The 22,053-nt window shown below is 30.7% G+C and carries 19 protein-coding genes and 4 pseudogenes; all 23 read left to right on the forward strand.

Features of this window, described 5'->3' with window-relative positions:
• The first annotated feature begins 78 nt into the window (after window positions 1-78).
• Window positions 79-807: a polysaccharide biosynthesis/export family protein gene (locus P5P87_RS20235; protein WP_278022818.1), complete on the forward strand. Its 729-nt coding sequence runs from the start codon at window positions 79-81 to the stop codon at window positions 805-807.
• Between the two features lie 15 nt (window positions 808-822).
• Complete coding sequence (locus P5P87_RS20240; protein ID WP_278020398.1) at window positions 823-3,270, forward strand: polysaccharide biosynthesis tyrosine autokinase; 2,448 nt, start codon at window positions 823-825, stop codon at window positions 3,268-3,270.
• Between the two features lie 10 nt (window positions 3,271-3,280).
• Window positions 3,281-4,264: an SDR family oxidoreductase gene (locus tag P5P87_RS20245; protein ID WP_198857769.1), complete on the forward strand. Its 984-nt coding sequence runs from the start codon at window positions 3,281-3,283 to the stop codon at window positions 4,262-4,264.
• Between the two features lie 27 nt (window positions 4,265-4,291).
• Window positions 4,292-5,683, forward strand: a pseudogene (locus tag P5P87_RS20250) (UDP-glucose 6-dehydrogenase).
• Window positions 5,684-5,744: 61 nt separating this feature from the next.
• Window positions 5,745-6,209, forward strand: a complete 465-nt coding sequence (locus tag P5P87_RS20255) for a UpxY family transcription antiterminator (protein ID WP_198857767.1) — start codon at window positions 5,745-5,747, stop codon at window positions 6,207-6,209.
• A gap of 278 nt (window positions 6,210-6,487) precedes the next feature.
• A pseudogene (locus P5P87_RS20260) lies at window positions 6,488-7,776 on the forward strand (nucleotide sugar dehydrogenase).
• A gap of 27 nt (window positions 7,777-7,803) precedes the next feature.
• Window positions 7,804-8,811, forward strand: a complete 1,008-nt coding sequence (locus tag P5P87_RS20265; RefSeq protein WP_278020399.1) for a mannose-1-phosphate guanylyltransferase — start codon at window positions 7,804-7,806, stop codon at window positions 8,809-8,811.
• Between the two features lie 18 nt (window positions 8,812-8,829).
• Window positions 8,830-9,876, forward strand: a complete 1,047-nt coding sequence (gene rfbB / locus P5P87_RS20270) for a dTDP-glucose 4,6-dehydratase (protein ID WP_278020400.1) — start codon at window positions 8,830-8,832, stop codon at window positions 9,874-9,876.
• Window positions 9,877-9,926: 50 nt separating this feature from the next.
• Window positions 9,927-12,346 (forward strand): annotated as a pseudogene (locus P5P87_RS26190) (SLBB domain-containing protein).
• 7 nt (window positions 12,347-12,353) lie between these two features.
• A complete protein-coding gene (locus P5P87_RS20295; RefSeq protein WP_278020405.1) occupies window positions 12,354-13,415 on the forward strand; it encodes a Wzz/FepE/Etk N-terminal domain-containing protein in 1,062 nt (353 codons plus the stop codon).
• A gap of 32 nt (window positions 13,416-13,447) precedes the next feature.
• Window positions 13,448-14,229, forward strand: a pseudogene (pseB, locus tag P5P87_RS20300) (UDP-N-acetylglucosamine 4,6-dehydratase (inverting)); the annotation flags it as partial.
• A gap of 3 nt (window positions 14,230-14,232) precedes the next feature.
• Window positions 14,233-14,457 (forward strand): hypothetical protein, encoded by a 225-nt coding sequence (locus tag P5P87_RS20305; protein ID WP_278020407.1) that lies wholly within the window; start codon window positions 14,233-14,235, stop codon window positions 14,455-14,457.
• Entirely contained in the window at window positions 14,457-15,086 is a 630-nt protein-coding gene (locus tag P5P87_RS20310) for an aminotransferase class I/II-fold pyridoxal phosphate-dependent enzyme (protein WP_278020408.1), read from the forward strand. Before P5P87_RS20305 ends, P5P87_RS20310 begins: the two co-directional genes overlap by 1 nt.
• Window positions 15,067-15,612 carry a DegT/DnrJ/EryC1/StrS family aminotransferase gene (locus P5P87_RS20315; RefSeq protein WP_278020409.1) on the forward strand — a complete coding sequence of 182 codons (546 nt, stop codon included), beginning with the start codon at window positions 15,067-15,069 and terminating at the stop codon, window positions 15,610-15,612. The genes P5P87_RS20310 and P5P87_RS20315 overlap by 20 nt, the downstream gene beginning before the upstream one ends.
• Window positions 15,605-15,721: a cytidylyltransferase domain-containing protein gene (locus P5P87_RS20320; protein ID WP_278020410.1), complete on the forward strand. Its 117-nt coding sequence runs from the start codon at window positions 15,605-15,607 to the stop codon at window positions 15,719-15,721. Before P5P87_RS20315 ends, P5P87_RS20320 begins: the two co-directional genes overlap by 8 nt.
• Window positions 15,705-16,298 (forward strand): pseudaminic acid cytidylyltransferase, encoded by a 594-nt coding sequence (pseF, locus tag P5P87_RS20325; RefSeq protein WP_278020411.1) that lies wholly within the window; start codon window positions 15,705-15,707, stop codon window positions 16,296-16,298. Before P5P87_RS20320 ends, pseF begins: the two co-directional genes overlap by 17 nt.
• Window positions 16,273-16,830 carry a GNAT family N-acetyltransferase gene (locus tag P5P87_RS20330; RefSeq protein ID WP_278020412.1) on the forward strand — a complete coding sequence of 186 codons (558 nt, stop codon included), beginning with the start codon at window positions 16,273-16,275 and terminating at the stop codon, window positions 16,828-16,830. The genes pseF and P5P87_RS20330 overlap by 26 nt, the downstream gene beginning before the upstream one ends.
• The gene (gene pseH, locus P5P87_RS20335) at window positions 16,830-17,396 is read left to right on the forward strand and encodes a UDP-4-amino-4,6-dideoxy-N-acetyl-beta-L-altrosamine N-acetyltransferase (RefSeq protein WP_278020413.1); all 567 of its coding nucleotides are present in this window, start codon (window positions 16,830-16,832) and stop codon (window positions 17,394-17,396) included. The genes P5P87_RS20330 and pseH overlap by 1 nt, the downstream gene beginning before the upstream one ends.
• 105 nt (window positions 17,397-17,501) lie before the next feature.
• Window positions 17,502-18,524: a 3-oxoacyl-ACP synthase III family protein gene (locus P5P87_RS20340; RefSeq protein WP_278020414.1), complete on the forward strand. Its 1,023-nt coding sequence runs from the start codon at window positions 17,502-17,504 to the stop codon at window positions 18,522-18,524.
• 17 nt (window positions 18,525-18,541) lie between these two features.
• Window positions 18,542-19,321 carry a phosphopantetheine-binding protein gene (locus tag P5P87_RS20345; RefSeq protein WP_278020415.1) on the forward strand — a complete coding sequence of 260 codons (780 nt, stop codon included), beginning with the start codon at window positions 18,542-18,544 and terminating at the stop codon, window positions 19,319-19,321.
• Between the two features lie 41 nt (window positions 19,322-19,362).
• Window positions 19,363-19,797: a 3-oxoacyl-[acyl-carrier-protein] synthase III C-terminal domain-containing protein gene (locus P5P87_RS20350; RefSeq protein WP_278020416.1), complete on the forward strand. Its 435-nt coding sequence runs from the start codon at window positions 19,363-19,365 to the stop codon at window positions 19,795-19,797.
• An 11-nt stretch (window positions 19,798-19,808) separates the two neighbouring features.
• Window positions 19,809-20,849, forward strand: a complete 1,041-nt coding sequence (pseI, locus tag P5P87_RS20355) for a pseudaminic acid synthase (protein ID WP_278020417.1) — start codon at window positions 19,809-19,811, stop codon at window positions 20,847-20,849.
• Window positions 20,850-21,022: 173 nt separating this feature from the next.
• Window positions 21,023-21,880 (forward strand): sialidase family protein, encoded by an 858-nt coding sequence (locus tag P5P87_RS20360; RefSeq protein WP_278020418.1) that lies wholly within the window; start codon window positions 21,023-21,025, stop codon window positions 21,878-21,880.
• Window positions 21,881-22,053 lie beyond the last annotated feature (173 nt).

Raw genomic sequence — 22,053 nt, forward strand, 5'->3', positions numbered from 1 at the left:
CGATAAAATTGAACGAATGACAAAAAAAGTTTTTTTCTATTCTTATTAATTTCAGCATTATTTACCTCATGTATTCCAATTAAAGATTTGGTTTACCTTCAAGATAAAAATAATTCAGGAGAACAAACAGCAATTGCAGCGGTAGAAGCAAAACCCTATAGATTGCAAGTAAACGATGTTTTAAAAATCAATATAAAAGCTATTGATTCAAAATTGGTTTCTATTTTTAATACAACAGAAGGTGAAAGTAGTCAGGCAGGAAAAACTGAATCCAGTTTATACTTTGATGGATTTACAATTGATGATCATGGTAATATTAGGATGCCAATTTTGGGAGAAATAAATGTAATTGGCTATACTCTTGAAGAGGTTCGTGTAAAAATTGAAAAGAAATTACTTGAAGAATATTTTAAGAGCGAAGCTAATATTTTTGTTACAGTTAAATTAGCTGGTTTTAGATATACTATTAATGGAGAGGTTGGAATGACAGGAACAAAAACACTATTTAAGGATAATGTAACTATTTTGGATGCTGTTGCAAATGCGGGAGATATTACTACGGTTGGTAATAGAAAAGAAGTAACCATAATTCGTCAGACACCAACGGGTGTGCAAATGCATGATATTGATCTTACTGATGTGAATGTAATGAAGTCACCTTATTATTATTTACAGCCAAATGATTACATCTATGTAAAACCCTTAAGACAAAAAACTTGGGGAACAGGCCAAACAGGGATACAATCTATAGGAACAATAATTACATTATTATCTTTGGCAACAACAGTTTACCTAATTATAAAGTAAAAATAGATTTTTAAAATGTTAGACATTAAAGACTTCGCCATTTTTGAAAATCATTCTCATTTTGATTTTAAAGGGTTTCTGTTGAAAATTGTGGGATACTGGAAATGGTTTCTTATAAGTTTGATTATTACATTTACAATTGCTTATCAGATAAACGTTCGTAAAGAAAAAATTTACGGAATGCAGACAATGATTTCTATTAAAGAAGAAAGTAATCCTTTTTTTACCTCAAATACAAGTTTGGTTTTCAATTGGGGAGGGGTTTCTGATCAAGTAAATGGTATTTCTACAATTCTTCAATCAAGGTCTCATAATGAGTTGGTTGTAGATAAACTTCAATTTTATATTGATTATTTAGAACAAGGAAAATATAATTTAATAGATTCTTATGGAGCTGTGCCATTTTATGTCGATATTGATAAAACAAAAGGACAGCTTGTAAATACATTAATTAGTGTAAAATTTTTAAATGAAAACGAGTATGAAATAAGGATTCCATTTGAGGTTAATTCTGTTTCGTTAATAACTTACAGCAATAATTCTTATAATAATACGTCAGTACAACCTATAATGTTTGTTAAAAAATATAAAGTCGGAGAACGTGTTAATCTTCCATTTTTAAATTGGAAAATTCAAATAACAGATAATCCAGGTTTTTATAAAGGAAAAGAATACTTTATTAGATTTAATGATTTTGATGGAACAGTCTCTCGTTATAGAGGTGTAAATGTAGATTCAGGAAAAAGTAGTGGGTCATTATTGACTTTGTCTATGCAGGGTACTAATAAGGCAAGAATGGTTGATTATTTGAACGCAACTGTTAAAATGCTTATTAAGATACAACTTGATGGAAAAAATCAATTTGCTACGAATACTATCAGATTTATTGATAGTACACTAGTAGCAATGGAATCACAACTTAAGCAAACGGGTAACGAATTAAAATCTTTTCAAAAAGATAAAAAGATTTATGAAATAGAAGATGGAGGTTCTAGAGTTTCAGAGAAAATAATGAATTTTGATGTTGAAAAAGATCAAGTTACAAGAAAAATAGCTTATTATAATTCATTAAGATCATATTTAAATAGTAGTGATGATTATTCTAGATTACCAGCCCCTTCTGTTGCAGGAATTGAAGATCCGAATGTTGTTGCAAATGTGTCAAAACTTATTGCACTTTCTACACAAAGATCTGAAATGGCTTATGCAGTAAAAAGTGAAAAAATATTTAAAGATTTTGACAATCAAATGGCTGCAGTAAAAAATGTTCTTCAAGAGAATATTGTTACCGCAAAAGCGACTTTAATATATGATTTATCGCTATTAAACGCGAAAATTGGTCAAGCCGAAAGTACTGTTAAAAAACTTCCAGCCGAACAGCAAGAATTATTGAAGATTAAAAGAAAATATGATTTGAATGACAATATCTATACTGAATTTCTTCAAAAAAGAAATGAAGCAGAAATTGTAAGGGCATCTAATTTATCTGATATTCATTTTATTGATCCCGCAAAAGATATTGGAGGAGGATTGATCGGGCCCAAAACCTCAATGAATTATATACTGGCATTGTTTATTGGGATTTTAATTCCCTTGCTTTTTATCCTTGTGATTTTTTTTATTAATAATTCGATTCAGAATACTGAGGATATAACTAAATTAACTCAAATTCCTTTATTAGGAGTAATTGGTCTTAATGTGAATTCGAGCAGTTTGGCGGTTTTTGAGAAACCAAAATCAGCACTTTCTGAATCTTTTAGAGGAATACGTTCTTCGCTTCAGTTTTTATATAAAAAACAACAGCTTACCGGATCAAAAACTTTAATGATTACTTCTTCAATTAGTGGGGAAGGAAAAACTTTCTGTTCTATAAATATAGCGACTGTTTTTGCTTTAAGTGAAAAGAAAACAGTAATTGTAGGTCTAGATTTAAGAAAACCAAGGTTGGCAGATGAATTTCAATTAAAAAACCCTTTAGGAGTTGTCAACTATCTAATAAAACAAAATAGTTTAGAAGAAATTACCAATTCGACAGCTATTCCAAATTTAGATGTAATCCTCTCGGGTCCAATACCTCCAAATCCTTCAGAGTTAATTTTAAGCGATGGTATGAGGGAATTGATTGACGAATTGAAGCAGAAATATGATTATATAGTTTTGGATACTCCACCTGTTGGTTTGGTCGCAGATTCATTAGAATTGGTTCAATTTGCAGATGTGACATTGTATATTGTGAGACAGAATTATACTAAGAAAGATATGATAACGTTGTTGAATACAAGACTTAAACGCGGAGAGTTAAGTAACGTGAGTATTGTGTTGAATGGTTATGAAAATAAGGCAAAATATGGTACAGGTTATGGATATGGTTACGGTTATGGAGCATATTCGAATGGTTATCATGAGGAAGAGATCAAAGAAGGATTTTGGAAAGCGTTTGTAAATCGAATTAGAAAAAGCTAAATTTTGACAAATGAAAAATGAGATAAAAAGTACGATCTTGATTACAGGAGGAGCTGGATTTATTGGCTCAAATTTGACTGAGTATTTTTTAGACTTAGGTTATAAGATTGTTTGTCTAGACAATTTTTCTACAGGTCATCGTCATAATTTAAAAGATTTTTTAGATAATCCTGATTTTAAATTAATTGAGGCTGATATTAGAAGTTTAACAGATTGTAATTTGGCGGTTCAAGGAGTAGATTACGTTTTACATCAGGCAGCTTTAGGTTCTGTGCCTCGATCAATCAAAGATCCGATTACTACAAATGATGTAAATGTTTCTGGGTTTTTAAATATGCTTACTGCTGCACGAGATGCTAAAGTAAAACGATTTGTATATGCAGCAAGTTCGTCGACTTACGGAGATTCTCAAGGATTGCCAAAGGTAGAAAATGTTATAGGAAAACCATTGTCTCCTTATGCAATTACAAAATATGTAAACGAATTGTACGCAGAGATTTTTAGTAAAACATATGGGTTAGAAACAATCGGACTTCGTTATTTTAATGTTTTTGGAAGAAAACAAGATCCTAACGGAGCATATGCAGCTGTAATTCCAAAGTTTGTAAAACAATTTATGAATCATGAAAGTCCCGTAATTAACGGCGATGGAAATTATTCACGCGATTTTACTTATATCGATAATGTTATACAAATGAATGAGTTGGCTATGACTTGTCAAAATCCAGAGGCTGTTAATACTGTTTATAATACAGCATTTGGAGATAGAAATACATTAAATGACTTAGTTGGCTATTTAAAAAAGTTTTTATCAGACTTTGATCCAAAAATAAAGGATGTGCCAGTTATTTACGGCGAAAATAGAGCGGGAGATATCCCTCATTCTTTAGCAAGCATCGAAAAAGCAAAAAGAAATCTGGGTTATAATCCAAAATATTCTTTGCAAGACGGATTAAAAGAAGCTGTTGAATGGTATTGGCATAATTTAAAATAAACTTAAGATCAAGATAAAATAGATCAAATGAAAATTACAAAAATTTGTCGCATTGGTGCAGGATATGTTGGTGGACCTACAATGGCGGTTATTGCTCAAAAATGTCCACATATTCAGGTTACAGTTGTTGATTTAAATGAACAAAGGATAGCAGATTGGAACGATCCGAACCCTGAAAATATTCCAATATATGAACCTGGTCTTTCTGAAATTGTATCTGAAGCAAGAGGTAGAAATCTATTTTTCTCTACTGATGTTGATAAAGCAATAGATGAGGCTCAAATGATATTTATTTCAGTAAATACTCCAACTAAGACTTATGGAAAAGGAAAAGGGATGGCTGCTGATTTAAAGTATATTGAATTGTGTGCAAGGCAAATTGCAAGAGTTGCCAAACAAAATAAAATTGTAGTTGAAAAATCGACTTTGCCTGTTAGAACGGCTGAAGCAATTAAAAGTATATTGGATAATACAGGGAATGGTGTTCAATTTCAAATTTTATCTAATCCAGAATTTTTGGCAGAAGGAACTGCGGTCGCCGATTTGTTAAATCCAGATCGAATTTTAATTGGTGGAGACACAAATCAAGAAGGAGAAGAAGCAATTAATTCATTAGTTGATGTCTATGCAAATTGGGTAAGTAAAGATAGAATTTTGACAACAAATGTTTGGTCTTCAGAATTATCTAAACTTACAGCAAATGCATTTTTAGCACAACGAATTTCTTCAATCAATGCAATGTCAGAGCTTTGTGAGAAAACAGGTGCAGACGTAAATGAAGTTGCGAAAGCAATTGGTATGGATAGCAGAATAGGGCCAAAATTCTTAAAAGCTTCTGTAGGATTTGGAGGTTCTTGTTTTCAAAAAGACATTCTAAATTTAGTTTATATCGCAAAATCATATGGATTAAATGAAGTTGCAGATTATTGGGAACAAGTAATTATTATGAACGATCATCAAAAAGAAGATTTTCAAATAAAATTGTTCAGACATTATATAATACAGTAGCTGATAAGAAAATTGCCTTTTTGGGTTGGGCCTTCAAAAAAGATACAAACGATACAAGAGAATCTGCAAGCAATTTATGTTGCTGACGATTTAATAAACGAGCAAGCAAAAATTTCAGTTTACGATCCTAAAGTTTCTAAAAACAAGATGTTAAGTGATTTAGATTATTTAGAAACAAGAACAGGTGAAGAAAATAGAAGTGCATTAAATGTGTTTGATAATGCCTATGAAGCATGTAAAGATGCGCATGCAATTGCAATTTTAACTGAATGGGATGAATTTACGATGTACGATTGGAAGAAGATTTATGATTCGATGCATAAACCAGCTTTTATATTCGATGGAAGAAATATTTTAAATGCTAAACAATTAGAATCAATTGGATTCGTTTATAATGGTATAGGATCATAAATTGGTTTTGTGATTATTGTAAAATGAAGTAGTAAAAACTGCGTCATCATAAATAAAAAAAATGAATTGGTACGTAGTTTATACAAAACCTAAATGGGAAAAGAAAGTTGCAGATAGACTTATTCAACAGGGAATAGAGTGTTATTGTCCATTAGTAACACAAGTAAAGCAATGGTCAGATCGTAAGAAAAAAGTTGAAACACCTCTTTTTAGTTCCTATGTTTTTGTTCAATTAGCTGATTCAGATCGTAATTTAGTCTTTCAAGTTCAGGGAGTAGTTAGGTACCTATTTTGGTTGGGAAAACCCGCAATTGTAAAAGATCAAGAGATTGAAATTATTAAAAAGAGTTTAACGGCTCCAAACCTAAGTGATATTTCAATTTCTAGTATTCAGGTTGGAGATAAAATCAAATTAGAATCAGGCGTATTTAGCAATCAGAATGCAATAGTTCAGCAGGTATCTAGTAATTATTATGTGCTAGTGCTAGAAACATTAGGATGTGTTTTGAAGATAAAGTATAAATGATTTAAAAAATTAAGATGCAACAGAAGAGAAAGTCATTTTATGATTTTTTTCTTCTGTTTTTTATTATGTATTTATTTACAGTCTGATTAATAGATTGTTGGAAAAATTAGTTTTTTTTTAGTAATTCGTTTTGTAAGTATTACGGGAAACCGTATTGAATAACTAGACTTATTATGTTATATTTGCCGAAAATGATTAATTTAGGTATCTGAGTCAGAATTTTGTGACTGAGAACGGCGAAGCCATGAGTTTTATTGACCAGAAATAAATTAAAAAATATGAATTTGAAAGCTAAAGTAAAAATTGCAGTTATAGGTTTAGGTTATGTGGGACTACCATTAGCTCGATTATTTGCTACAAAATACCCAGTAGTGGGATTTGATATAAATGAATCACGAGTAGAGTCTTTAAGATCTGGAACAGATACTACTTTAGAAGTAGAAGATGATGTCTTAAATGAAGTTTTAGTAGATAGTTTAGATGGAGAAAAAGGATTGTATTGTACTACATCAATAGATGATATTAAAGAATGTAATTATTATATAATCACTGTTCCAACCCCTGTCGATAAAAATAATAGACCTGATTTGACTCCCTTGTATAAATCAAGTGAAACGGTTGGAAAAGTTTTGAAAAAAGGAGATGTCGTTATTTATGAATCGACTGTCTATCCGGGAGTAACAGAAGAGCAATGTGTTCCCGTTTTAGAAAAAGTTTCAGGCTTAAAATTTAACGAAGACTTTTTTGCAGGATATTCTCCAGAAAGGATAAATCCTGGTGACAAAGAACACACAGTCGAAAAGATATTAAAAGTTACTTCGGGCTCAACTACTGAAATAGGTTTAAAAGTCGATGAACTATATAAGTCTGTAATTACGGCAGGGACACATTTGGCACCTACAATAAAAGTTGCAGAAGCAACAAAAGTTATTGAAAACTCTCAGCGTGATATTAATATTGCTTTTGTTAATGAATTGGCTAAAATATTCAATTTAATGAATATTGATACCCAAGAGGTACTTGCAGCGGCATCGACAAAATGGAATTTTTTGCCTTTTAAGCCAGGACTTGTAGGTGGACACTGTATTGGTGTTGATCCCTACTATTTAGCACAGAGAGCGCAAGAATTTGGTTATCATCCTGAAATAATTTTAGCAGGAAGACGTTTAAACGATAGCATGGGGGAATATGTCGCTTCGCAAATCGTAAAGTTGATGATAAAAAAGGTATTTCTGTTAATGGCGCTGAATTATTAATGCTGGGCATTACTTTTAAAGAGAATTGCCCAGATGTAAGAAATACTAAAATTGTTGACGTGGTAAGAGCTTTGAAAGAATACGGAATATTGGTGAGTATATTTGATCCCCTTGCAAATGCACATGATGTAATAAAAGAATACAATTTAGTAACATTTAACTCTATTCCAGATAATAAATTTGACGCTATAGTTCTAGGAGTTTCACATTCTGAATTTTTAGAATTAGATTTTGCTAAACTGCAAAAAAAGAATAGTTTATTATATGATGTTAAAGGAGTCTTAGGGACTATAGCTGATAATAGATTATAGGTCTAACCTTTTTTTATTTTAGAGAAAATGGAAACAAAAAATTCAATAGTACATGTGGTTTTAACAGGAGGTGTAGGTAGCAGATTATGGCCACTTTCACGTAAAAGCCAGCCTAAACAATATCTAGAAATATTTGAAGGTAAATCTTTATTTGAAATGACTGTTGAACGTAATAGTCACTTGGCAGATAAAGTAATGGTTGTTGGTAACGTTGACAATCATCATTTAAGCGGTAAAGTAATGGAAAAAACTAAAACTTCGTACATTAATATTGTAGAAGCAACACCAAGAAATACTGCTGCGGCTATTGCCTTTGCTGCCTTTGCTTCAAAGTCAGACGATATACTAATTATTACCCCTTCTGATCATATTATTGATAAAATGGAGGATTATAATGCAGCAATTCAAGAAGCAATTTCAAAAGCTAATGACGGATTTATAGTTACTTTTGGAATCATTCCAACAAAACCAGAAACAGGCTATGGTTATATAGAATCCAAAGGTGATGAAGTATTATCATTTCGTGAAAAACCAAATGAAACCACGGCGAAGGAGTTTATCTCAAGAGGTAATTTCCTTTGGAACAGTGGAATGTTTTGTTTTAAAGCAGATGTTTTGTTGAATGAATTAAAACAATTTCAGCCGGATGTTTATGAAAAATCTAAAATAGTTTGGGAGGCATCTAAAGAAGGATTTTTGGATTTAGATTTATCATTGCAAATTCCATCTATAAGTATTGATTATGCTGTAATGGAACGAAGCAAAAAAATAAAAGTAGTGCCAGCTTCTTTTTCATGGTCGGATTTGGGCTCTTTTGAGTCAGTATATGAATATCTTGTTTCAAAAGGTCATCCAATAGATTCAAACGGAAATATGGTTATTGGATGTGACAGCCATACTACTTTCTTAGGATTAAGAAATACCATTTTTGTGCATACAGAATCTGCTAATTTAATTTTGCAAAAAGAAAATTCGCAAGATGTAAAAGATATATACAACGAATTAGAAAGACAAAATTCGGAATTATTAAAATAAAGAAATCAAAAATATAAAATGAAAAAAATTCTTATAACTGGCGGTGCAGGATTTATAGGATCACATGTAGTGAGACGTTTTGTAAATAAATATCCAGAATATCAAATTTATAATTTGGATGCCTTGACATATGCTGGAAATCTGGAAAACATTAAAGATATTGAAAATAAGCCTAACTATAATTTTATTAAGGGAGATATTGTAGATGAAGCTTTTATAAACGAACTATTTTCTCTACATAATTTTGATGGCGTTTTACATTTAGCGGCAGAATCTCATGTAGATCGTTCAATAGAAGATCCCTTAGCATTTGTAAAAACAAACGTTATTGGCACAATGAATTTGTTAAATGCGACTAAAAATCAATGGAAGAATAATTTTGATAATAAAAGATTCTATCATATTAGTACAGATGAAGTTTACGGAACTTTAGGAGAAGAAGGATTATTTACAGAAACAACACCTTACAATCCTAATTCTCCTTATTCTGCTTCAAAGGCAAGTTCAGATCATTTTGTTAGAGCTTATGGTGAAACTTATGGTTTGCCTTATGTTTTAACTAATTGCTCAAATAATTATGGATCGTATCATTTTCCAGAAAAATTAATTCCTTTATTTATTAATAATATTATAAATAATAAACCTTTACCTGTTTATGGCGATGGAAATTATACAAGAGATTGGTTATTTGTTGAAGATCATGTTGCTGCAATAGATTTAGTTTTTCATAAGGGAAAAAATCATGAAACATATAATATTGGCGGTTTCAACGAATGGAAAAATATAGATTTGGTAAAATTACTTTGTCAAATTATGGATGAAAAATTAGGAAGAGCCAAAGGTACTTCTAGGGAATTGATTACCTATGTAAAAGACAGACCAGGTCATGATTTGAGATATGCTATTGATGCTTCTAAAATAAATATAGAACTTGGATGGAAACCATCTGTAACTTTTGAAGAAGGCTTAGAAAGAACAATCAATTGGTACCTAAATAATGAAGAATGGTTACAGAATGTTACATCTGGCACATATAAAGAATACTACAAAAAACAATACTCATAAATTAAATTATTCTTACTTAAATTTATTTTTTAAGATTAAATAAAATCAACATGAAAAAAATAATATACGTTCTTATTTTGTTTTTTACTTTTCTATTTTCATATAATGTTAAAGCACAAGATATTTTAAAAAGTAAAGACTTAAGTACAATTAAAGTTGATTATTTATCTGATGATGACTTGTCTAAAATTAGTACACAACTTAAAAGTAACAATACTACAATAGAACAAGTTGAGCCAATGGCCCTATCAAGAGGAATGAGCCAGACTGAATACGATAAATTGAAAACCAAACTTAACGAGTATTTAGCAAAACAAAACAAGGGTATTGACGAAAAACCAAAAAAACAAGAAGATAAGGTTGAATTTGGAAGAAAACAAGATAAAATTAAAAATGAAAAGGTTAAAGACTCTGCAAATGTTTTAATTTTTGGTTCCGAATTGTTTGATAATCCTACGTTAAATTTTGAGCCTGATTTAAAAATGGCAACTCCTGTAAATTATGTATTAGGACCAGGCGACGAATTGCAAGTAAGTGTTTATGGTGTTCAAGAGTACAATGCGTCAATACCAGTCTCTCTTGAAGGGAAAGTTGCTATTCAATATGTGGGACAGATTTCAGTATCTGGAATGTCTATTGAAGTCGCTACTAAAAATAAAAGTCGCTATTGCAAAAGTATATAGTACTGTTCGTTCTGGGCAATCTCAGGTAAGCGTTAGCTTAAGTCAAATAAGAACAATCAAAATAACTATAGTAGGAGGTAAACAACCTGGAAATTACTCAATTTCTTCTCTAGCTACAGTTTATAACGCTCTACATTTAGCGGGTGGTCCAGGAAAAAATGGAAGTTATAGAAATATTGAATTAATTAGAAATAATAAAGTATATAAGAATATTGATATCTATAGATTTTTAGTAAAAGGAGATCAATCTGACAATGTTACTCTAAAAGAAAATGATGTAATAAGAATTCCAGCATATAGTCAGCGAGTTACTGTAGAAGGAGAAGTTAAGCGTCCCGGTATTTTTGAAATGAAGAAAGGAGAAACTTTTTCCGATTTATTAAATTTTGCTTCAGGTTTCAATGAATTTGCTTATACAGCTTCAGTAAATGTATTACAAAAAACGGGCAAAGAATTTAAAGTGCATGATATAAATGAAAGCGAATATAATTCATATCTTCCTCAATCAGGAGATGTTTTCAGGATTACAAAAATTTTAAATCGTTTTGAAAATAGAATTAAAATAGAAGGTGCTGTTTTTAGACCAGATTATTATTCTTTTACTGAGGGGATGCGAGTGTCTGATCTTATTACTAGAGCTGAGGGACTGAAAGAAGATGCCTATAGTAAAAGAGCAAGAATAGTTCGTCTAAAAAATGACCTAACGACAGAGATTATTAATGTAGATCTAGATTCTGCATTGTCTGGCGATTTAAATGCAGATATTGAATTAAAAGAGAAGACATAGTTACTGTTTATTCTATTTTAGATTTTAGAGAAGAATATAAAGTTACTATTGATGGAGAAGTAAAAAATCCAGGAGAATATGATTATTTAGAAAATTTGACTCTTAACGATTTAATTGTGCAAGTTGGCGGTTTGACAGGGTCAGCATCTAAAAGAGTTGAAATTGCTAGAATGATAAAGTCTGACTTTATCGATGATTCAGATCCAAAACGTATTGAATTAGTCCAATTTGAAATTACCGCAGATAATAATGAACAAGCCAAGAATTTTATTTTAAAACCTTTTGATGTAGTTAATATTCGAAGAATAGCTGTTTATGAAAAACCGCAAATGGTAGTTATAAAAGGAGCTGTTACATATCCTGGGAAATATGTTTTAGCAAATAAAAAAGAAACTGTTTATAATGTTGTAATGAGAGCTGGCGGACTTACCTCTGTGGCCAATTTGGAGGGGATGAAAATTCTTAGACCAATTAAGGAAGATCAAATTGAAAAATTAAAAAGTGTTGATTTGAATTTAAAAACGGATACGCTAAATAATAAATTAATAAATAAACTTGAAAATGAATTAAAGTTTTCGACAATTCCAATTAACTGGGAAAAAATAGTAAAGAATAAAAATCATTATTCCAACGTGACACTATTCCTGGTGATGAAATTGAGGTTGCAGTTTATAATGAAGGGGTAAAAGTAACAGGAAACGTATTGTTAACATCTGAAATTCCATATCGAAGTGGAAAAGGCTTTAAATATTATATTAATTCTGTTGGAGGAGTTGATAGTAAAGGTTGGAAGAAAAAAGCCTACATTATTTATCCAAATGGAAAAGCTGATGTAACAAAATCATTCTTGTTTTTTAGATTTTATCCAAACGTAGAGCCAGATTCACAGATAGTTGTTCCTGAAAAACCTGAAACTAAAAAGATGAGCACAGGAGAATGGGTAAGTATAGGAAGCGTATTGACTAGTCTAGCATTATTGATTGTAACAGCTTTTAAATAATTTTAGAATGAATAAAACTATAGATAACGACGAAATTTCACTAAAAGAATTATTATCGATTGCATCGGATTGGTATGCATATTTGCTTTCTAAATGGAAAATTATTTTAATAGTAGGAATCATTGGAGCTTCTTTAGGTGTAATATACTCTATAATTAAAAAACCTACATACAAAGCGACATTATCTTTTGCTTTAGAGGATGAAAAAGGAGGAGGTATTGGTGGTGCTTTAGGACTCGCAAGTACATTGGGACTTGATTTAGGAGGGAGTGCTGGAGGTATATTTACAGCGACCAATTTAACAGAACTTTTTAAATCAAGAGCAATGGTTGAAAAGACGTTGCTGAGTCCTGTTGTAATAAATGGTAAAACAATTTCTTTGGCAGAGATGTATATTCAAAACAATGAATGGAGAGAAAATTGGAATGAAAAGCCTCAATTAAAAAGCATTCAGTTTTTACCAAATCAACAGCGACAAGAATTTACTAGGGCAAAAGATAGTATTTTAGGAGAAATCTATAAAAAACTTTCAAATTCTGGTTTAATTGTTGCCATTAAAGATAAAAAAGTATCGATAATTACAATGGAAGTTTCATCTACAGATGAACTATTTTCTAAATATTTCTGCGAAGCATTAGCGAAGCAGGTAGGTAAATTTTATATTGATACAAAAAGTAAAAAGGCCAGAATGAATATGGATATTTTGGAACATCAAACAGATTCTATCCGAAATGAACTTAATGGAGCTATAACGGGAGTTGCAGTAGCTAATGATAATACTTTTAATCTGAACCCTGCTCTAAATGTACGTCGTGCTCCTTCAGTTCGCAGACAGGTAGATGTACAGGCTAATACAGCTATATTAACAGAATTGGTAAAACAAACAGAGCTTGCAAAAGTTACTTTAAGAAGAGAAACTCCTTTGATTCAAGTTATTGATAGACCAATTTTGCCACTAGAAAAAGAAAGATTTGGTAAATTAAAAGGGATTGTTTTAGGAGGCTTTTTATTTGGTTTTATTACCATTGCCTTTTTAACCATTAAGCGTATCGTTAAACAATTAGTTTAAAAATTTTATAACAAAAATCAATAATAACAATTATGTTAGATAATAAAACAATATTAATTACTGGAGGAACAGGGTCATTAGGAAAGGCACTAACTAAACATATACTTGAAATTTGTCCTACAATTAAGAAGTTAATTATTTTTTCTCGAGATGAGCAAAAACAATTTCAAATGGCTCAAGAGTATCCACAACAGCAGTATCCTCAAATTAGATTTTTTTTGGGAGATGTTAGAGATGAACAAAGATTAATAAGAGCTTTTCAAGGGGTTGATTATGTTATACATGCGGCTGCTATGAAACATGTTCATTTGGCTGAGTATAATCCAGATGAATGTATTAAAACAAATATTGGAGGAGCTCAAAATGTAATACATGCCGCTATGCAAACTAATGTGAAAAATGTTGTGGCTTTATCTACAGATAAAGCTTGTGCGCCTATTAATTTGTATGGAGCTACAAAATTAACATCAGATAAGTTATTTGTTGCGGCAAATAATATTAAAGGAGTTAATCCTATTAGATTTTCAGTTGTAAGATATGGTAATGTAATGGGGTCTAATGGTTCTGTAATTCCATTTTTTATTAATAAAAAGAAGAACGGAAAATTACCAATTACTGATGTAGCAATGACACGTTTTAATATTTCTCTTCAAGGAGGAGTGGATATGGTTATGCATGCGTTAGAACATGCCTGGGGAGGGAAATTTTTATACCGAAAATTCCTTCATATAGAATAACAGATGTTGCAGAAGCAGTAGCTCCTAATTGCCCAATTGATATTGTGGGGATTAGACCAGGTGAAAAGATACATGAAGAAATGATTACTGCGTCTGATTCCTTTTATACATATGATTTAGGGAAATATTATACGATTTTACCTTCTATTCCTAATTTTAAACTTGATGATTATTTAAATCATTTTAAAGCAAAAAAAGTTGAAGAAGGTTTTTATTATAATTCAGGAACAAATGAAGACTGGGAGACTGTTGATAGTTTGAGAAGTTTGATAAAAGAACATGTAGATGCAAATTTTGAAGTGTAATGAGAAATAAAGTTATACCATACGGTAGACAAGAAGTAACAGATGAAGATATTAAAGTTGTAATAGAAACTTTAAAATCAGATTTTTTAACCCAAGGACCGAAAATAAAAGAATTTGAGGAAAAATTTGCTAAATCGGTTGATGCTAGGTATGCTGTAGCTGTCAATAATGCTACTGCAGGCCTTCATATAGCAGTTATGGCTCTTGGATTAAAAGAAGGAGACAGGGTAATTTCTACTCCAATTACTTTTGCAGCCTCAGCTAATTGTGCACGATTTGTGGGAGCAGAAGTTTGGTTTGCAGATATTGATCGGGATACTTATTTATTATCGCTCGAAAAAACAAGAGAATTAATTTTAAGCAAACCGAAGGGCTTTTTTAAGGGAATTATTCCTGTAGATTTTGCTGGATTGCCTGTAAATTTAGAAGATTTTAGAAAACTAGCAAATGAACATGATCTTTGGATTTTAGAGGATGCTTGTCATGCACCAGGAGGATACTTTATAGACTCAAAAGAACAAAAACAATTTTGTGGAAATGGAGTCTATGCGGATGCAAGCAGTTTTTTCATTTCATCCCGTAAAACATATTGCGTGTGGAGAAGGAGGTATGGTCACAACAAACTCTGAAGAAGTATATAAAAAATTATTGCTATTGCGTTCTCACGGAATAACGAAAGAAAACATGTCAGAAAACCATGGAGGTTGGTTTTACGAAATGCAAACCTTAGGTTTCAATTATAGAATAACTGATTTTCAGGCTGCCTTAGGAATATCTCAATTAGCTAGAAATGAAAGAGGAGTTATCATTAGAAATGAAATTTCTGATCGTTATAAAAAAGCTTTTTTAGGAAAAGTGAAATTTCAAACTTTGCCAGAAAATTTTTTAAATGCACACCATCTTTTCGTAATTGAAGTCAATGATAGAAAAGGATTATATGATTATTTGCATGAAAATAAAATATATGCCCAAATACATTATATTCCTGTTCATAAGTTGCCTTATTATAAAGAGATTGGATATAATACAGATACAGATTTGAGCAAATCAGAAGATTATTATTCAAAATGTATTAGTTTGCCAATGTACCCAACTTTGAGCGCTGAGGAACAAGATTTTGTTATAATGAAAACACTCGAATTTTTAAATGTCTAATCTTTGTATAATTCCTGCAAGGGGAGGAAGTAAGCGAATTCCGCGAAAAAACATCAAGTTATTTCTGGGTAAACCAATAATTGCTTATTCAATTGAAGCGAGCAATTAATTCTAAATTATTCGATGAGGTAATGGTTTCTACTGATGATCCAGAAATTGCTGAAATAGCAACAAAATTTGGAGCAAATGTACCATTTTTCAGAACAGAAAAAACAGCAAATGATTTCGCTACAACTTTTGATGTAATTGAAGAAGTTCTTCTAAACTATAAAGATTTAGATCAAAATTACGATGTAGTTTGCTGTCTTTACGCTTGCGCACCGTTTGCAACTTCAATTAAACTTACTGAAAGTTTAGAAGTTTTAGAAAAGAATAATTATGATAGTGTTTTTCCTGTTATGCAATTCGGATTTCCTATTCAAAGAAGTTTAAAATTTGAAGATGATAAGATTAAATTTTTCTACCCTGAATTTAGTTTGTCAAGATCACAGGATTTAGAGAAAAGTTACCATGATGCTGGACAATTTTATTGGATGCAGGTTGATAAATGCTTGCCAGAAAAAAAGATTTTAACCGGAAATAGTGGGAGTATAGTTATTTCTGAAATGGAGGGTCAAGATATTGATAACGAAGTGGATTGGAAATTAGCTGAATTAAAATATGAATTGCTACAAAGTATTAAATAACCAGAAATATTCTGAAGGAGATTTTTCAATCATACCAATTCGTTACGAAGATCGTTTAGATATAATGAAATGGCGTAATGAACAAATTTATCATTTGCGTCAAGATAAACCATTAACAGTTGAAAGTCAGGAAAATTATTTCAATAATATAGTGTCTAAGCTTTTTGACCAAGAAAAACCAAACCAAATTTTATTTTCTTTTTTAAGAAATGAAGAGTTTGTTGGTTATGGAGGATTGGTTCACATTAATTGGGTTGATAAAAATGCTGAGATATCATTCTTAATGAATACAAATTTAGAAAAGGAATTTTATAGTTCTTTTTTGTTGAATTTTCTAAGTTTAATTGAAAAAGTTGCATTTAGTGATTTAGATTTGTTTAAAATTTACACATACGCTTTTGACGTGCGACCACAGCTTTATCCAATACTTGAGCAATCTAATTTTTTTAAAGAAGCCGTATTAAAGAATCATTGTTTCTATTATGGAAGTTTTAAAGATGTTATTATACATAGTAAATTTAATATATTGTGATGGGATGTAAATATACTTACGTAAATTTCACTGATTTAAATAATGAAGAATTATTATTGGTATTTAATTGGAGAAATAATTACGAAGTAAGAAAATGGATGTATAGTACTGATTTAGTTGAGTTAGATAACCATTTTAATTTTGTTGAAAGATTAAAAACGGATAAATCTAAATTGTACTTCCTTGTAAAAAGAAATGATTTGCCGATTGGTACTTTTTCACTAACTGGAATAGAAAATGGAGAAGCCGAATGGGGTTATTATGTGGCTCCAGATTATCATCATAAAAATATAGGAGTTGAATTTTATTATTATGCATTAGAATATATTTATTTGGTATTAAAGATGAAAAATGTGAAAGGATACGTTTTAACTACTAATAAGTCAGCAAATTCATTTAGTGATCTCTTTGGTTTTTCAAAAGTAATATCAAAATTTACTAGTTCGGGAAATAACAACGATGAATATTTTTTTAGAGAAATGTCTGAAAATGTGTGGGAAGAAAAAGTTAGAAAAAATAAAAAAATCGAAAGGCTCTTAGAATTGACGGTAAAATCAACAATTTAATATTGATCAATTAAGAGTTAATTAATGTGTTTGTGATTTCTTTGCTGTTGTATATTAGTAATTTAAGATTTTACAAAACATTCGTGTTTAAAAAAATAAAAAGTAATGGAAGCGTTTTTAAATGGAATCTCGTATTATTTGCCAGAAAAAGTTTTGGATAATTCAGAACTTTCTTCGATGTTTCCTGAATGGTCTGTTGAGAAAATTTCTCAAAAAACAGGAATTATTAGCAGACATATCGCGGATGAGGATGAATCATCAAGTGATATGGCAATTAAGGCCTTGGAGAATTTTATAAATGACTATAATTTTGATAAATCATTAATAGATTATATCATTCTTTGTACTCAGACACCAGATTATCTCCTTCCAACTACAGCTTGTATCATTCAAGATAAAGCAGGATTATCAAAGAGATGTGGAGCAATAGATGTTAATTTAGGATGCTCTGGATATATATACGGATTGGGTCTTGCAAAAGGACTTGTTTCTACGGGGCAAGCTAAAAATGTGATTTTGATTACTTCTGAAATGTATTCAAAAATTATTCATCCGAAAGATAAGTCTAATCGAACAATTTTTGGGGATGGTGCAACGGCAACATTAATAACATCTGAACCTAATTATAAACATTTTTCGGCGAAGATTAAAAACTTTAAATACGGAACAGACGGTAGTGGATTTGACCATTTAATCGTAAAAAATAGTGGAGTTAAAATAGATAGAGAGAATCAAAAAGATTTCTATGATGAGGAGGATAATTTTGTATCTAACGATGATTATCTTTATATGAATGGTAAGGAAATTTTTAACTTTACTGCATTTGAAATACCAAAATTAGTGGCTAATACGCTTGAAGTCAATGCTCTTTCTTTAGCAGAGATTGATATGGTAATTTTTCATCAAGCAAATGCTTTTATGCTTGATTTTATTAGAAAAAGATGTGGTATTGATTCAGATAAATTCTATGTTTCAATGAGCGACATAGGTAATACTGTTTCATCAACAATTCCTATTGCGCTTAGTCGAGTAATAAAAGAAAATAGGTTTAAAACAAATCAAGAAGCCTTGCTCTGCGGTTTTGGAGTTGGTTTGTCAATGGCGGGAGTAGTAATTGAAATTTGTTAAATTAAAAATATAAAAATATGGAAAAAGAAATTTTTGTTTCAAATGTTAGACAACAATTTATTGATGCTGAAGAGATTGTTTTAGAAATGTCTACTGAATTTAGACAATTAGATAGTTATGATTCATTGACTGGAATGACTATTATGGTTATGATAAAAGATGAGTACGGTGTTGATATTTCTGAAAGTGATTACAGAGCAAAGAAAACTGTGCAAGAGCTATATGAATATGTGTTAGCAAAAACAGAAAAAGTAATGGATGCCTATATTAATGGTATTTCTTACTATTTGCCCGAGAAGGCAATTACAAATGATGAGTTGCAAGAGATCTTTCCTGAATGGGAAGTTGATAAGGTAGCATCTCGCATTGGCGTAGAAAAAAGATATTTGTCATCAACTACTGAATTTACAAGTGATTTAGCTATCGCAAGTGCAAATAAATTAATTGAGGATTATAACATTGATAAATCCTCAGTTGATTATTTGATTATTTGTTCACAGACGCCTGATTATTTATTGCCTGCAACTTCATGTATTGTACAAGATAAGACAGGTTTGCCAAAATCAATTGGAGCATTAGATATTAATCTAGGCTGTTCTGGTTATATTTATGGTTTAGGCTTTGCAAAAGGATTAATATTTTCGGGCCAGGCTAAAAATATCATTTTTGTGACTTCTGAAACATTAACAAAATTTATCCATCAAGACGATAAAGCTAATAGAGCTTTATTTGGCGATGCTGCAACAGCGACATTTATTACATCTGAACCAAATAAAGATTTTTTTCTGCAAAGATAAAAAACTTTAAATATGGTACCGATGGAAGTGGTTATGATAAATTGATAATTAAAAATAGTGCTGGACATTTAAATAAAAAGGAATCGAACAGTATTTTGGATGACGATGGAAACTTTGTTTTAAATGACGATTATTTGTATATGAACGGTACTGAGATTTTTAATTTTACAGCTTTCGAAATTCCAAAATTAATAAAAAACATTTTAGATGTAAATAATCTAACATTAGATGATTTATCTATGACTGTACTACATCAGGCAAATTCATTTATGCTTGATTTTATTAGAAAAAGAAGTGGCATTGCTTCAGAAAAGATGTATATTAATTTACTCGAAACAGGAAATACTTTATCTTCAACAATTCCAATAGCGCTTTGTAAATTAATTGAAAACAATCAGATAAAAGAGCATAATAAAATTTTATTATCGGGATTTGGTGTTGGTTTATCCATGGCAGGTGTAATAATCGAAAATTAAAAATTAAAGAAATGAAAATTAGGAATATTTCTATAAATGAAAATTCACCAGTATTTATAATTGCTGAATTATCAGCAAATCATAATGGAAGTTTAGAAGTAGCTTTAGAAACTGTAAGAGTCGCAAAAAGGGCTGGTGCTGATTGTATAAAATTGCAAACATATACTGCAGACACAATAACTCTTGATTCCCAAAAAGATGATTTTATGATAAAAGGATCAATATGGGATGGAAAGAATTTACACGATTTATACAAAGAGGCTTATACGCCGTGGGAATGGCATAAAACTATTTTTGAGGAGGCAGAAAAAGTAGGTTTAGTTTGTTTTTCATCACCTTTTGATAAATCATCGATAGATTTTTTAGAAAATTTAAATACACCTGCATATAAAATTGCTTCGTTTGAAATAACAGATATCCCATTAATTGAATATGCAGCATCTAAAGGTAAACCTATTATCATTTCTACTGGTATTGCAGAGCAAGAAGATATAGAGTTGGCATTAGATGCTTGTCGAAGAATGGGAAATAATGATATAGCATTATTAAAATGTACTTCTAGTTACCCTGCTCCTATAGAAGAAGCAAACATGAGTATGGTAAAAGACTTAGCAGAAAGATACAATATTATTAGTGGATTATCTGATCATACTATGGGGGCAACAGTGCCTATTGTTGCCACAGCTTTTGGTGCTAAAATAATCGAGAAACATTTTATCCTTGATCGAGCAATAGGAGGGCCAGATGCTTCTTTTTCTATGAATGAAGAAGAATTTGGCGCTATGGTAAAAGCTGTGAGAGAAGCAGAAAGTGCTATTGGTGTGGTTGATTACACATTAACGGAAAAACAAGTTGCAGGTAAAGATTATTCTCGTTCATTGTATGTTGTTGAAGATATTAAAGCTGGGGAAATTATTACAGAACAAAATGTTAGATCAATAAGACCCGGGTATGGAATGCATCCTAAGTATTATAATGATATTTTAGGTAAAGAAGTTGTTGTCGATTTAGAAAAAGGAGATGCTTTAAAGTGGGATAATATCATTAAATAATATCTATATGAAACAAAAAATACTTACAGTTCTTCTTGTTTTAATGTTTTGTTCTTCTTGTACGGCTCAAGATGAAGATGATTCATTTAAAATACCAACTCAACGAATAACCTTTAATGGAGGAGAGTTGTATAATGCATTTACGGATTTGGTTTTTTTGATGATCAATTTTTTTGATATACAGAGAGTCAGATAAACATGCTTATGGTCTTAATGGAGTTGCTAAAATTTATAATAGTTTAGATGGTAAACAATGGACATTTTTAAAAGAGTTTAGTGTTGATGGAGTTGATCTACGAGACCCTAAATTTTCTATAGATGGCAATAAATTATCAGTTTATCTTCATGGTTCTGTTTGGTTGAGAGGAGGAGTTGTTGAAAGTAGAGATTTTATTTCTAATTTGAATAAGGTTGAATGGAGTAACCTCCAACAGGTATTACTCGATAATAAGAAATCAGGAACTACAAAAATTATAGGTAATGAATCTTGGCCTTGGCGCGTGACTTGGTATAAAGATGTAGCTTATGTTTTCGGATATAATGGAAAGGGCATATTTGACTTATATACTAGTAGGGACGGAATAAATTTTGCAAATGATGGAGAGTATTTTGATAAAATAGGAGCAATTCCCACCGAAGCAACAATTCGAGTTGACAAAAATGGAGTTTTTTATTGCTTTGTGAGAAGAAATGAAGGGTCTTCTGTTTTGTTAAAATCAACAAATAAAGGAGAAAAATGGGAAACCATTGGTGAGATTCCAATTGTTAGTATAGGAGGACCTAATTTTGTGTTTTATAAAAATGGCTTGATTTTCTCTGGAAGAGACAATGGGAAAGTTATTGTCGGTTATTTTGATTTGACCAACAACTCATATAGTAAGTTCAAAACTTTGCCTAGTGGTGGTGATTGTGGTTATCCTGGAATGGTCATTAAAGATAATGATTTGTGGATAAGTTACTATTCTGCACATGAAAATAAAATTAGCACAGCTATTTATCTTTCTAAAATTGATTTGACGACTATCAATTAAGATTGTTCTGTGCCAAGACATAATGCAATAGGAAAAATCTTAAAGATATATGATAAAATTTAATAATTAATAATAACAAAAATTAAATAATACAAATGTTTATTGATGATTTGAGTGAAAATTTATTTTTGAATGGTTTTGGCTCTTATTAAAATAATTAATTTGTAAATGAT

The sequence above is a fragment of the Flavobacterium ginsengisoli genome (assembly GCF_029625315.1).
Lineage (GTDB): Bacteria > Bacteroidota > Bacteroidia > Flavobacteriales > Flavobacteriaceae > Flavobacterium > Flavobacterium ginsengisoli.